13 protein-coding genes, 1 pseudogene and 1 other annotated feature are annotated in these 13,079 nt (G+C 42.8%); of the genes and pseudogenes, 2 read left to right on the top strand and 12 right to left on the bottom strand.

Features of this window, described 5'->3' with window-relative positions; genetic code table 11:
• From comX to msrA, 10 genes and pseudogenes are all read right to left on the bottom strand, one after another.
• Entirely contained in the window at positions 1-156 is a 156-nt protein-coding gene (gene comX, locus BM213_RS04435) for a competence pheromone ComX (protein WP_032100291.1), read from the bottom strand.
• 21 nt (positions 157-177) lie between these two features.
• Positions 178-1,068 carry a polyprenyl synthetase family protein gene (locus BM213_RS04430; protein WP_091701355.1) on the bottom strand — a complete coding sequence of 297 codons (891 nt, stop codon included), beginning with the start codon at positions 1,066-1,068 and terminating at the stop codon, positions 178-180.
• A gap of 649 nt (positions 1,069-1,717) precedes the next feature.
• A pseudogene (locus BM213_RS14790) lies at positions 1,718-2,059 on the bottom strand (IS1380 family transposase); the annotation flags it as partial.
• A 110-nt stretch (positions 2,060-2,169) separates the two neighbouring features.
• On the bottom strand, positions 2,170-2,508 hold the full coding sequence (locus tag BM213_RS04420) for a hypothetical protein (protein WP_003396547.1): 339 nt from the start codon (positions 2,506-2,508) through the stop codon (positions 2,170-2,172).
• 181 nt (positions 2,509-2,689) lie between these two features.
• Positions 2,690-3,433, bottom strand: a complete 744-nt coding sequence (locus BM213_RS04415) for a hypothetical protein (RefSeq protein WP_091701353.1) — start codon at positions 3,431-3,433, stop codon at positions 2,690-2,692.
• A gap of 14 nt (positions 3,434-3,447) precedes the next feature.
• Positions 3,448-4,002: a hypothetical protein gene (locus tag BM213_RS04410; protein ID WP_143091174.1), complete on the bottom strand. Its 555-nt coding sequence runs from the start codon at positions 4,000-4,002 to the stop codon at positions 3,448-3,450.
• Between the two features lie 211 nt (positions 4,003-4,213).
• The gene (gene pheT, locus BM213_RS04405) at positions 4,214-6,628 is read right to left on the bottom strand and encodes a phenylalanine--tRNA ligase subunit beta (RefSeq protein ID WP_091701346.1); all 2,415 of its coding nucleotides are present in this window, start codon (positions 6,626-6,628) and stop codon (positions 4,214-4,216) included.
• Positions 6,629-6,643: 15 nt separating this feature from the next.
• Positions 6,644-7,678, bottom strand: coding sequence for a phenylalanine--tRNA ligase subunit alpha (gene pheS, locus BM213_RS04400; RefSeq protein WP_091701343.1), 1,035 nt, complete (start codon positions 7,676-7,678; stop codon positions 6,644-6,646).
• 45 nt (positions 7,679-7,723) lie between these two features.
• Positions 7,724-7,959: a binding site (T-box leader), on the bottom strand.
• 70 nt (positions 7,960-8,029) lie between these two features.
• Positions 8,030-8,782 carry a TrmH family RNA methyltransferase gene (locus tag BM213_RS04395; protein ID WP_091701340.1) on the bottom strand — a complete coding sequence of 251 codons (753 nt, stop codon included), beginning with the start codon at positions 8,780-8,782 and terminating at the stop codon, positions 8,030-8,032.
• Positions 8,779-9,303 carry a peptide-methionine (S)-S-oxide reductase MsrA gene (msrA, locus tag BM213_RS04390; protein ID WP_091701337.1) on the bottom strand — a complete coding sequence of 175 codons (525 nt, stop codon included), beginning with the start codon at positions 9,301-9,303 and terminating at the stop codon, positions 8,779-8,781. The genes BM213_RS04395 and msrA overlap by 4 nt, the downstream gene beginning before the upstream one ends.
• Before the next feature lie 83 nt (positions 9,304-9,386).
• Between msrA and sspI the strand changes: the two genes are divergently transcribed.
• Positions 9,387-9,596: a small acid-soluble spore protein SspI gene (gene sspI, locus BM213_RS04385; protein WP_077429330.1), complete on the top strand. Its 210-nt coding sequence runs from the start codon at positions 9,387-9,389 to the stop codon at positions 9,594-9,596.
• A 22-nt stretch (positions 9,597-9,618) separates the two neighbouring features.
• On the opposite strand, the gene BM213_RS04380 is transcribed toward sspI, so the two are convergent.
• Both BM213_RS04380 and BM213_RS04375 read right to left on the bottom strand, forming a co-directional pair.
• Positions 9,619-10,704, bottom strand: coding sequence for a M42 family metallopeptidase (locus BM213_RS04380; RefSeq protein WP_091701334.1), 1,086 nt, complete (start codon positions 10,702-10,704; stop codon positions 9,619-9,621).
• Between the two features lie 55 nt (positions 10,705-10,759).
• Positions 10,760-11,248, bottom strand: a complete 489-nt coding sequence (locus BM213_RS04375) for a dUTP diphosphatase (RefSeq protein ID WP_091701331.1) — start codon at positions 11,246-11,248, stop codon at positions 10,760-10,762.
• A 164-nt stretch (positions 11,249-11,412) separates the two neighbouring features.
• Here BM213_RS04375 and BM213_RS04370 point away from each other — a divergent pair, with 164 nt between their 5' ends.
• The gene (locus tag BM213_RS04370) at positions 11,413-12,852 is read left to right on the top strand and encodes a DDE-type integrase/transposase/recombinase (protein WP_064214575.1); all 1,440 of its coding nucleotides are present in this window, start codon (positions 11,413-11,415) and stop codon (positions 12,850-12,852) included.
• The last annotated feature ends 227 nt before the right edge of the window (positions 12,853-13,079 follow it).

Raw genomic sequence — 13,079 nt, 5'->3', positions numbered from 1 at the left:
CTACATCCAATATCCAAGCGGTCTAGTCGATTCGCTAAACACCTTTATCACCGCTTTTATCTCTAACTCACTTAAACCAATTAAGCTCACCGTACCATTTTGTAATTTTTCGATGACTTCCGGATGTTCTACTAAAAAGCGAATGATTTGTTGCATCGCAATCCCCCTCCAACATTCTTAAATAAATGTTTTCAGCACAGATTTATACGCATCATCTACATCTAGTTTTTCGATTTCTTGCCACGCTTTTTCCTTGTAAATTTGGCTCATCACTTTCGCATAATAAATCGCTCCTTCCTGTTCCATTTGCTGAAGCGCTTTTTCTTTTTGGACATACATCTCGTCATAGTCTATCTCGTTGTTGAAATATTGTTTCCATAAGTTATCGTGCTTGCTTTCTAGCATATACAAAATCGGAAGCGACTTTTTCTTTGCTTGAATATCCGCTTTCTTATCCCAGTTGTATAGCGCATCAAGATCATTATCGATTTGTGCTGCAATACCGATGTAGCGAGCATATGTTTCAATCGCTGCGATGTCCTCTTTTCCTGCTAATAAAGCGCCTATGACACAAGCCATCGCAACAAGAGAGCCTGATTTTTTCTCTACCATCTTTATATATTCTGCTTCTGTCTGTACGTTACACGCCACATCAGTCTGTTGTCCATGTACACTCTGAAGCAAGCAAGACGTAACATATGATAGTGCCTTTAATTTCTTTTCATCAGCAATGTGCAAATGAGCAATTACTTGCTGCCCTAATAACAAAAGCCCAATCGCAGTATGTACAGTAATCGCATCATCTTTTAATCGATCTTGATCAACTACGTCATCAAGTAAATCGCCAGCAAGCACGATTAATTCAACAGCTGCGGCGATATAAATGAAGGGATATCCCTGTTTTGAAAACATGTCATGGTGCAAATTGGCTAATCGACCAAAAACCAAATCGCTCTCTTTCATATGTTCCTCAATTGCCATCAACATGTGCGCCTTTAGTTGTGGTTCCGACATGAATAGTTCCACAATTTCTTTCATCTGTTTCGCTATTTTTCCCTTTTCACTCATCCGATCGCACCTTGCACAAATATTTACAAATAGGGAACATTCGACAAGTTCAATGAAATTCCTTCCTGAAAAATAAAAAGACTTGTCGAAGATTGTGACAAGTCTTTTGTACCACTTGCTATCCGATAGAATGATTAGCATTGCAATAAAACTCTATACTTGTTGAAATCGTATATGTTGCACCATTATAGGAATATTTTCCTGACACTGTAATGACATATGTGCGACCACCATCAATTAATTCCGCATTATATCCTGTCTGTATCCATGTTCCACTACCAGATGCTTTCGAGGAGATCGATTTAACTCCTGAAAACAGTTGTCTTTTGTGAACATCACTATACTGAGTTTCAAAAGTTCCTGTCACATACAAAGTTTGAACGGTTTGTCCAACTTGGATCGTGGTTGTTTTCGTCTTTGATGCAATCGATTGAGGAGTAACCGTCCCCGATTCTTTTATCCCCTTTTGATTGGAATTTGCCAATGAACCTTTTCCTATGCCAAATAAAATTCCTCCAACAAGTATTACCGTTACTGCTATGCTTACAAATTGACGAATCATTTTAAAAATTCCTCCTTTCGTTTTGATAGTTTGATTATACTTCACTTTTTTCCATTCTTCACCGCCAACTTGGTGTCGAACCCCGCCTTCTTTTGGCGGTGTGCACGCCAATTGAGCTGATCGAGTCGCTACCGCAGGGTCGGGGGAGAAAGGCACATGTTGGATCCTCATTGATGCCGAAAAGATATCGTCATGATAATATGCTTCGATATGATCGAAATCCGTTTTTCCTGTGGCAAGCAAGCACATCATCGATCGAATGACGTCGCTATGGGAAATGTGCACCTCTCGACGAACGGTTGGAATCCGAAGCTCGTTTACTCGTTTATCCAGTTTCGTTTGATGGAGTAAGTAGACAATGAAAGCAAGCCTAGGGCTTGGGGTAATCGCTTCATCTGTCAATACAAAACGAATCGGGAAATCTTTCATGACATTCACCTACTTTTGATGCGTCAACGTTGTTTTTCCTTATGGTATCAATGGTTCGCATCTATTGTAAAAATGCTTTGTCACGGATTCAGATATTCAACTACAGAACCTTATTTTTTATCATCCTTCGTTACTTTTGAAAGTTTAAAAATACCAACTAACAGACAAATCATACTTCCTGCCCATAATGCCCCTGATTCACCTAAAAGAAGGGAAATTTCTTCTGACGCCATCGGATGATTAATGTCAAAAGAAATTGCTTTTAATGCCAAATATACAGCAATAAAGAACGATACAAAATGCACGAAAATCCAAAGAAATGCTGCTCTTTGTGTGGTATTCCTTCTCCAAAGAAAAATTAATGTAATAATTGCAATGAACATTATTGTGGAAAAACCACCAATTAACATGTTCATCACTTCTTCTTCCAAAGGCAGATGCCGATGCATGTTAAGAACACCTCACATAATAGATAAATTAACTCGTAGTGCTAGTTAAGAACTAGCACTACGAGTTTGATTAGTTTTTTACAAACATCATATATTTCTGAAAAGATTTTTGACGATCTCGATCATCTTTCACCAGTTTATAGGTTGTAAATTTATGTTGGTAAATTTACTTCAACTACAGTTACTCATTTTTTTCGATAAACCAATAGAAATTAGGGATATTTACATCAATATGGATTTTTTCATTTTTATCTTTTAGTTTTTTGAAATCAATAGAATTTAATACTTCCTCTTCAATAACTTTCTTTGATATATCTGCTAGGAATACATTATTATCTTTACTTAACTGATTAAAAGCTGTTTCATCAGTTGAGATGTTTCCTTCAATTGAGTAGATACCTACAACTTCTGCACCGTTTAAAAATTCTTTCAGCTTATCTTTTGGTACTAAGTCATTTTCGCTTGGAATTCCGCTGATCGTCCCCAAATTGCCGTTTTTGTCGATAGTGCGAATATAAAAACGTTCTACTTCTATGTTTTTATCCTTTACAAACTCTTCAAAGTTGTTTAGTTTCAGTGGAGAATTAAGGGTAATTACTGCAGGTGTTTTTTTGTATCCCTTGTTATGCAAAGATTTTAGATACTGAGTCATTTTTTCACGATATTCTCCCAATGATTCCTGATCTAGTAATTGAGATTGGACAATAAGATTTACCTCTACCTCCGCACTATGTTCTTTTTCTTTCACAACTTCAACCTTAATTTTCCCTGATCTTACGATATTTTTCGATTCTATTAATACTTGATAGTATTGTTTTTTTGCCTCTTTCTTTTCATCATTATTTTCCGATGCGTAAACAGCGCTACCAACAAATCCTGTTACAAGAGCCCCCGTTAAAAGGGCTCTTGAAAACGAAATTCTCATTATAAGTTCCCCCTTTATAGTGACCAATTATAACTATTTAGATAGTCATAATGATATCCTTCCATCTCTCCGCTAAAAGGATTATAGATTGAACGCTGAATAATAAAATCCATTTTCCCTGATTTACCAGATGCACTTTTCCAAGAAGTCTGAAAATAATATGCCTTATCAGCATAAATAGTTGCATCACCTGTTTCATATGCTTCAGCCTCTTCAGCTCTACCATCTCCATCATCGTCATCTGTATCAAAGCCGACATTTGGAAGGTTTGATGAGAACCACCCACTATGCGGAACATTGTCTGTTGTATTGTTAATTTCAAAAGTCAAATAGTATGCAGCATTATGAATTGCTGCCGCCTCGCTGTCAAATTTTACATTATTGAGATAACCTACTACTTGGGAAGAATCACTGGAAGAACGATAGGCACCCAATGACCAAATATAAGGTGACCAAGAAAAATCAGCCCCAGTAGTATAGTCTGTGTCACGTGCTTGTCCAATCTCTGGCGATAATAATGCTACTAATGTTAGACACATAACTCCTAGCCTAGTTATTTTCCTTTTCATAACAGTACCTCCCTCACGAATATTTTTCCTATTCAACCTCATTATACCTCCATTTTCTCCCTCCTTCACCGCAAACTTGCTGTCGAACCCCGCCATTTTTTTGACGGTGCGCCCGCCAATTTTGGCGGACTGGACAAAAAACGCCCTCACCGATCCGACAAGGACATAAAAACCCCCATCCAATGCTTATGCATTAGATGGGGGATTCGTTTTATCCGCGCAATGTGGCGCCGAATTGTTGTTCGACCGCTTTGATGACTTGTTCGTGAACGTTTGTTACTTTTTCGTCCGTTAATGTCCGCGATGGGTCGTAGTAACGAAGCGCGAAGGCGATCGATTTTTTGCCTTCCGGGAGGCGGTCGCCTTTGTAGACGTCGAAAATCGATACATCCTTCAACAGTTCACCGCCTGCCTCGATAATCGCTTTTTGCAACTCACCCGCAACAATATGCTCATCGACGACGAGCGCAATATCGCGCGTAATGGATGGGAAGCGCGGAATCGCTGTATAGCGAATGTCATCTACTTCCGCCTTCAGCAATGCTTCAATGTCTAGTTCAAACACATACGTTTCTTTTAAATCAAATTCTTTTTGCACGACCGGATGTAGCTGACCGACAAAGCCGATTGTCTTATGATCTAATAAAATTTCTGCTGTACGCCCTGGATGAAGGTGCTCGCGTTTTGCTTGCTTATATTCCACGCGGTTCTCTAATCCTAGCAAGGCAAATAAACCATCTAAAATGCCTTTTGCAACGTAGAAGTCAACCGCTTTTTTCTCTCCTTGCCATAAATGCGCATGCCATACTCCTGTCAAGACGCCGGCTAACCGCTCTTTTTCGTTTGGCAACTCGTGTTCATTTGTTGCTAAATATACCGAGCCGATTTCGTATAGCGCTACGTTTTCGACTTGGCGGGCACGGTTGTAGCTTGCCGCTTCTAGCAAGTGCGGCACTAAGCTTTGCCGTAAGACGCTTCGTTCTTCGCTCATTGGAAGAGCAAGACGAATCGGTTCCGCCGTTTCAAGCGCAAACATCATTGCTTTTGCTTCGTTTGTGAGCGAGTACGTAATCGCTTGGAACAAGCCTGCATCTTCTAAATAACGGCGCACGTGACGACGTTTTGCTTGATATGGCGTTAATTTCCCCGGCTTTGCTTCGCCGATCGGCAATGTCGCAGGTAAATGGTCGTAGCCATATAGACGCGCCACTTCTTCAATGATGTCTTCTTCAATTGTAATGTCTGCACGACGCGACGGAACGGTAATCGTAAACGTACCGTCATGTTCTGTAAACGCGAATTGCAAGTTTGTTAAAATATTCACAACTTCTTCTTTCGTAATCGTTGTGCCAAGTACGTTATTGATACGGTCTAATGTAATCGCGACAACAACATCTTTTTGTTGCAGTGTGTTCACTTCCACAACGCCGCCAACGACTTCTCCGCCAGCATATTCCGCCATTAAAGCAGCGGCTCGGTCAAGCGCTTCTTTTGTCCGCGCTGGATCGATTCCTTTTTCAAAACGTGTGCTCGACTCACTGCGCAATCCGTGATCTTTGACCGCTTGGCGAACAACCGAACTTGCGAAATACGCGGACTCAATAAACACGGTCGTTGTGTCATTTTTTACTTCCGAGTTCGCACCGCCCATCACACCAGCTAAAGCGACAGGCTCTTTCCCGTTCGTAATGACGAGATGGTTTTCTGTAAGCGTGCGCTCTACATCATCAAGCGTCACGATCGTTTCACCGTTTTTCGCACGGCGAACGACAATTTCTTTCGAACCGAGGCGATCATAGTCAAACGCATGAAGCGGTTGACCATATTCAAGCAAAATGTAGTTCGTAATATCAACAACGTTATTGTGTGGACGAATGCCAGCTGCCATTAAACGCGCTTGCATCCAAAGAGGGGATGGACCGATTTTCACGTTTTTCACAATGCGTCCCGCATATAACGGATTATCTTCTTGTGCATCGACCCGTACAGAAATGTAGTCATGAACGTTTTCGTCGTTTTCTTTCAACTCAATGGCCGGAAGCTTCACGCTCCGCCCTAAAATCGCTGCCACTTCATAAGCGACGCCGATCATGCTTAAACAATCAGCACGGTTTGGTGTTAAACTAAGCTCCAACACTTCATCATCCAAGTAAAGTAGTTCTAGCGCATCAGCTCCGACCGGCGCATCGTTTGGGAAAACGAAAATACCATCGGCATATTCTTTCGGAACGATTTTCGACTCGACGCCAAGTTCTTGCAGTGAACAAATCATACCGTTTGATTCTTCACCGCGCAGTTTCGCCCGTTTAATTTTAAAGTTGCCAGGCAATACTGCACCCACTTTAGCAACAGCGACTTTTTGTCCTTTTGCCACGTTCGGCGCCCCGCAAATGATTTGCACCGGATTCTCTTCGCCAATATCGACTAAACATTTGCTTAATTTATCAGCGTTCGGATGTTGTTCTCGCTCGAGCACATGCCCGATGACGACACCTTGTACTCCTTTATTCCGTACCTCGACGCTTTCTACTTCAATGCCTGCTTTTGTGATACGATCTGCTAGTTGGTTTGCTGTAATTCCTGTTAAATCGACATATTGTTGTAGCCATTTATATGAAACGAACATCGCCAACCCCTCCCTTTACACCCGATTAAATTGTTGCAAGAAACGAACATCGTTTTGGTAAAAATGGCGAATATCATCAATGCCATATTTAAGCATCGCAATACGCTCTGGACCCATACCGAACGCAAAGCCTGTATATTTTTTCGAATCAAATCCTGCCATCTCCAGCACGTTCGGATGAACCATTCCAGCGCCTAAAATTTCGATCCAACCTGTTCCTTTGCATACGCTACATCCGTGTCCACCGCAATTGGCACATGATACGTCCACTTCAACAGACGGCTCTGTAAATGGGAAAAAACTTGGACGGAAGCGAATGTCGCGGTCTTCTCCAAACATTTTGCGCGCAAATTCGCGCAACGTTCCTTTTAAGTCGCTCATGCGAATGTTTTCGTCCACAACGAGCCCTTCAATTTGCGTAAATTGATGCGAATGTGTCGCATCGTCGTTATCGCGACGATATACTTTTCCCGGGCAAATGATTTTTACTGGACCGCGTCCTTGATGTTTTTCCATCGTGCGCGCTTGCACCGGAGACGTATGTGTACGCAATAAAATTTCCTCTGTAATATAAAATGAATCTTGCATATCGCGCGCTGGATGACCTTTTGGCAAATTGAGCGCTTCAAAGTTGTAATAGTCTTTTTCGACTTCCGGTCCTTCAGCAATCGTATAGCCCATGCCGATAAATAAATCTTCAATTTCTTCAATGACGCGCGTTAACGGATGATGATTGCCACGTTTCACCGGACGCCCAGGAAGCGTCACATCGATCGCTTCAGACGCTAGTTTTTTCTCAACTTCTGCTTGTTCAAGCGTTGCTTGCTTTGCTTCAAGCGCTGTTTGAATCACTTCACGCACTTCGTTCACAAGCGCCCCCATAACTGGACGCTCTTCAGGCGACAGCGCCCCCATGCCGCGCAACACTTCTGTAATTGGGCCTTTTTTGCCGAGATATGCGACGCGCACGTCATTGAGCGCTTTTAAATCGTTTGCCTGTTCAATTTTTTCAAGTGCTTCTTGTTGAAGCTGTTGTAACCGCTCCTTCATAAAAACCCTCCTCTGATCGATATAATAAAAAAACTCGCCCCTAATATAAGGGACGAGTGCACTCGCGGTACCACCCTTGTTAGCTATGCGATCAACATAGCTCACTTCATTGTGATAACGGTCTACACCGGAACGCCTTTACATTTTGCACGCGCAAAATGGTCCAAGCGCCAACTCCCGAGGTGAATTCACTTGCTTGAGCCATAAAAACGCTCGCAGTCTATGGCGTTTTCTCCCTGAATGGCGATCGGCAAGCTACTCTTCTCGATCATCGTTTTTTATATGATGAAATTCTTCATTTATTATAAGCAAATGTACAATGCGGTGCAAGGTCATGATACAAACATGCGTTTATTTTTTGTGCAAATAATATAGTAAAACTCCTGTTGCAACGGCTACATTGAGCGATTCTGCCTTTCCGTAAATCGGCACATATAAGTTCGTTGTCGTCTGTTGTAGCCACCGATCATTCACTCCGCTTCCTTCATTTCCAACAATTAATGCAAACGAGGAGGAAGGGGATACGGAACGATAGTCCACCCCGTTTTGCAGCGCTGTTCCGTAAATAGGAATATGTTTCGTTTGGAAACGGGCTATCCATTCCCCTATGTCCCCTTTGACAACAGGAAAATGAAACAACGAACCTTGCGTGGCGCGAATCACTTTTGCATTGTATATATCTGCACTTCCTTCCCCAACAACGACAACGTCTATTCCTGCAGCATCTGCTGTGCGAATAATCGTCCCTAAGTTTCCGGGATCTTGTACTGCATCAACGAACAACGCTGTTTGCACATCATCCACGTTCCAATGCATTTGTTTACATACCGCTGCAATGCCTTGCGGTGTTTCTGTGTCGCTTATCGCTTTTATCACTTCATCGGTCACGATCGTCATCGGAATATGAGAAATATTCCAACTAGCTGGAATGGCCGCATGCTCAACAACGATCAATTGTTCAATGTGCACACCGCTTTTCACTGCTTCTTCTACTAAATGAAATCCTTCAATGAGAAACAGACCGGTTTTGTCGCGCCCTTTTTTCGTTAAAAGCTTTTTCCATTGTTTCACCCGCTCGTTTTTCGGCGATTCAATTCGCTTCACTCGTTTTTCCCCCAATGTTTCGCAATAAATTCATCACGTCCAGATGCCGCTCGGTCTTCCTTATAATGTTTTGGATTTTTCTTATGGTAGTTTTGATGGTAGTCCTCAGCTGGATAAAATGTCGTCGCCGGTAAAATGTTTGTCACAATCGGTTTTGAAAAACGTCCACTTTCTTCTAATTGTTTTTTTGATTGTTCAGCTAATGCTTTTTGACGTTCATTATGATAAAAAATTGCTGTTCGATATTGTGGACCACGGTCATGAAATTGACCGCCATCATCAGTCGGGTCAATTTGACACCAATACAACTCTAACAATTTTTCGTACGGAAACACATGCGGATCGAACGTAATTTGCACCGCTTCGTAATGCCCTGTCGTTCCCGTTTTCACTTGTTCATACGTCGGATGCTCGACATGGCCGCCTGTGTATCCAGAAACGATACCATAAATGCCATCAAGTTCTTCAAACGGAGTAACCATGCACCAAAAACATCCGCCAGCAAATGTTGCTTTTTCCATGTTTCTCTCTCCTCTTTTATGAATAGTAGTTACCATTATAGCAAAAACTACTTACGCAATACATAAAGAATGGAGTGAAGACGATGGACTTTAATTTACGTGGTGCCGTTATGGCAAACGTGGCAAACAGCTCAAAAGACCAATTAGAACATACGATCGTCGATGCGATTCAACAAGGTGAAGAAAAATATTTACCTGGTCTTGGCGTTTTATTTGAAGCGTTATGGAATCACGCAACAGAGGAACAAAAACAATCGATGCTTGAAACATTAGAAGAAGCCGTAAAAAAATAGCCTTCGCATTGAAGGCTATTTTTTAATCAAACGTAATTTCTTTCACTTTTTCTTCATCGAGACGCTTAATGACTTCGACTAGTAGTTTTACCGTTTGTTCGTAGTCATCGCGGTGAAGAAGGGCAGCGTGAGAGTGAATGTAGCGCGTTGGGATAGAGATCGTTAACGCTGGAACGCCGCGCATCGTCATATGGATCGCACCAGCATCTGTTCCACCGCCTGGCATCGCGTCAAAACGGTATGGAATGTTCATTTCTTCTGCGACACTAATGACAAATTCACGCAATCCTTTATGAGAAACGAGCGTTGCATCGTATAAAACGATATGCGGTCCACCTCCGAGTTTTCCCATCGCATCTTTTTCTGATACACCTGGTGTATCACCAGCAATGCCAACATCAACCGCAAACGCAATATCTGGTTCGATCGCAAAAGCAGATGTTCGCGCACCGCGCAAGCCTACTTCTTCTTGCACTGTACCAACGCCATACACGACATTTGGATGCTCCACATCTTTTAATTGTTTCAACACGTCAATAGCAACAGCGCAACCGATGCGATTATCCCATGCTTTCGCAAGCAACATTTTTTCATTGTTCATCACTGTGAACTCAAAATAAGGAACGATCGCATCGCCAGGGCGCACTCCCCACTCGATCGCTTCGTCACGGCTCGAAGCTCCGATGTCAATAAACATATCTTTTATTTCAACAGGCTTTCTTCTTGCTTCAACTGGTAAAATGTGCGGCGGTTTCGATCCGATGACGCCTGTAATGTCGCCTTTTTGCGTCACGATCGTCACGCGTTGAGCGAGCATGACTTGGCTCCACCAGCCGCCAAGCGGTTGGAAACGAATAAAGCCTTTTTCATCAATTTGCGTCACCATAAAACCAACTTCATCTAAATGACCAGCAATCATCACTTTTGGTCCGTTTTCTTTTCCTGCTTTTTTCGCAATTAAGCTGCCGAGGCGGTCCGTCGTCACTTCATCCGCATACGGAGCGATATACGATCTCATCACTTCACGTACTTCCCGTTCATTCCCTGGAACGCCTTTTGCATCCGTTAACGCCTTCAACATCGTTAACGTTTCATCGAGCTTTTTCACATCTGTCACTCCTCTCTATGTACAACATTCATTATACTAAACATTTCGATAGTTGTTAATAATTGTGACTTTGTCGTTCATGATTTACTTCGTTTTTCGCGATGTACGCACGTTCAATTTGCTGGGCAGTAAAAGAGAGAGCATGAGCAAGCTGAGCGTACGCATATACTAGTTGATTGTATGCTTCTTCATTTAGCTGCCCACCAAACGCGTGAACCGCCTCAAATACGCGTAAAAATTGATCAACAAGCGGTCGGCTTTCTTGTACGTTTGGCCATTGTATACCCTCATGTAAAGAAAGGTCGAGCCCGAGCGATAAAATAAAGTGAAGACCGTCAACATATTCTTCTAAAATCGTTTCGACTGCTGCTGGTGGCTTCGAGCTCCAAAATTTAAAACAACGTGTTTCATTCGCAAGTTCCCCGATTTCAACAAGAAGAGCTAACAATTTCCGTTCAACTAAACGTTCACCACGCAATCCGCGCTCCGTCTCAATTCGTTCGTCCAATTGCCGCTGCATATCGAATAATTTTCTTATATCCATTTTTTCTCCCCCTCTTACAAAAAGGTATTGTCAAAAGTTTTAAAGACATACCCTAAGTTTTTATTGATTTTATGCGGTTTTCGACAAAAAAAGCTTGCCACCCCTGCTGTTTTTGGTACGATTGAGGTAACCACACACCCAATCCAAACAAAGGAGTGACAAGCTTGTTACCTCAATTATTAATCAAATGTCTTCAAATAATCAAGACCCAATATCAAATCATTATTTATTTACTAGGTGTACTTTTTGGAAAGTCCCTCACAGACTGGGATGACGAAGAACCGGTGAATCAATCGTATCAGAAACTCCAAGTCGATGAACTGCCTGTCATCGAAACGCTTCCGCGTTTAGACTATCGTCATCTTCTTGTCGAATACGAACAACAACACGGAAAACCGTTGAAGCCGATCAAGAGGCACGCGAACACGAAAACCACGGTGCCTGATGCATTGACGTGTCCACAGTGCCAAGCGCCATCTAATTATGTGTACGCCAACAACGGAGGTAAAGGGCAGTATCAATGCAAAGTGTGTCGTTGCCGTTTCAACCATCGTAGCCGTTTTGCCAAACAAGTGATTTTTCGGTGCCCACATTGTTTAAAGGCACTCGAGAAAATCAAAGAGCGCAACGATTATTACATCCACAAATGTAAGAATGATGATTGCTCGTTTTACCAAGCAAACTTGCGACAGATGACACCTCAGGAAAAAGAACAGTTTCAACATGCGCCGTATGCCTTTAAAGTTCGATACATTTTCCGTGAGTTTCTCTTTGATTTTCAGCCGTTGGCACCGTCGTCACCGATACAGTCGAAGGTGGATTTGTCGCGTCTTTCCGTGTCTTCGCATACACTCGGACTCATCTTGACGTATCACGTCAACTATGGGCTCTCCGCGCGGAAAACAGCGAGGATCATGAAAGACATTCATGGGTTGTCGATTTCTCATCAGACCGTCATCAACTATGCCAACAGTGTTGCGCTGATCGTCAAACCTTTCATCGATCACTTTCCTTACGAACTGTCTGGTTCTTTTTGCGGCGACGAGACGTATATCCGCGTCAAAGGGTGCTGGCATTACTTGTTTTTTATGTTTGATGCCGTGAAAAAGGTCGTGCTGTCTTACCGGGTCTCTCCACATCGGGATACACTCTCTGCCATCCGTGCGATCGATGATGTTCTCAAGAAACTGCCGTCCATTCCTGAAGATTTGTCTTTTGTCGTCGATGGCAACCCGATCTACTTGTTGGCGCAGCACTTTTTCGCCCAACAAGGGATTTCTTTCGATGTCCGTCAAGTCATCGGGCTGACAAACGAGGATCCTGTGTCCGAGGAATATCGACCACTTAAACAGATCATTGAACGATTCAACCGAACGTTTAAAGGCAACTACCGACCGACTCATGGGTTTGGCGCAGAAGAAGGCTCGGTTTCCTTTGTCACACTCTTTGTGGCGTATTTCAACTTCTTGCGTCCGCATAGCGCGTTAGAAAAACGGGTACCGGTCGTCATCCCAGCATTAGAGAGCCTTCCGCATATGCCGGCACGTTGGGCAAGGCTCATTGTCATGGCTCAAGAGATGTTGACCCAACAAGCTGCATCCTAAGGACGGATTCGGCGGAGCGTACCCTTGACCATCCGAACCTCGCCAAAGGTAAAATCAGGATAGGGCAAGGGCTGCTTTCCTATGCCCTTCTTTTCTGCCCTTGCCCTTACTGACCGTTTTTCTCCTTTGGCGAGTGTTGGTCAAGGGCGAATCCAATTCCACTATCCTCTTTATTTTCCTTCAACAGGTAGACCATGATGACTTTTCATAGATTTTTTGACGCTACC

The organism is Anoxybacillus pushchinoensis, assembly GCF_900111795.1.
In the GTDB taxonomy this organism is placed as follows: domain Bacteria; phylum Bacillota; class Bacilli; order Bacillales; family Anoxybacillaceae; genus Anoxybacillus; species Anoxybacillus pushchinoensis.
Note: the sequence above shows the minus strand (reverse complement) of the source record. Positions and strands in the feature narration are given on the sequence as shown.

Coding starts and splice junctions, on each gene's coding strand:
- comX (WP_032100291.1), bottom strand. CDS start 156: ATGCAACAAATCATTCGCTTTTTAGTAGAACATCCGGAAGTCATCGAA.
- BM213_RS04430 (WP_091701355.1), bottom strand. CDS start 1,068: ATGAGTGAAAAGGGAAAAATAGCGAAACAGATGAAAGAAATTGTGGAA.
- BM213_RS04420 (WP_003396547.1), bottom strand. CDS start 2,508: ATGCATCGGCATCTGCCTTTGGAAGAAGAAGTGATGAACATGTTAATT.
- BM213_RS04415 (WP_091701353.1), bottom strand. CDS start 3,433: ATGAGAATTTCGTTTTCAAGAGCCCTTTTAACGGGGGCTCTTGTAACA.
- BM213_RS04410 (WP_143091174.1), bottom strand. CDS start 4,002: ATGAAAAGGAAAATAACTAGGCTAGGAGTTATGTGTCTAACATTAGTA.
- pheT (WP_091701346.1), bottom strand. CDS start 6,628: ATGTTCGTTTCATATAAATGGCTACAACAATATGTCGATTTAACAGGA.
- pheS (WP_091701343.1), bottom strand. CDS start 7,678: ATGAAGGAGCGGTTACAACAGCTTCAACAAGAAGCACTTGAAAAAATT.
- msrA (WP_091701337.1), bottom strand. CDS start 9,303: ATGGAAAAAGCAACATTTGCTGGCGGATGTTTTTGGTGCATGGTTACT.
- sspI (WP_077429330.1), top strand. CDS start 9,387: ATGGACTTTAATTTACGTGGTGCCGTTATGGCAAACGTGGCAAACAGC.
- BM213_RS04375 (WP_091701331.1), bottom strand. CDS start 11,248: ATGGATATAAGAAAATTATTCGATATGCAGCGGCAATTGGACGAACGA.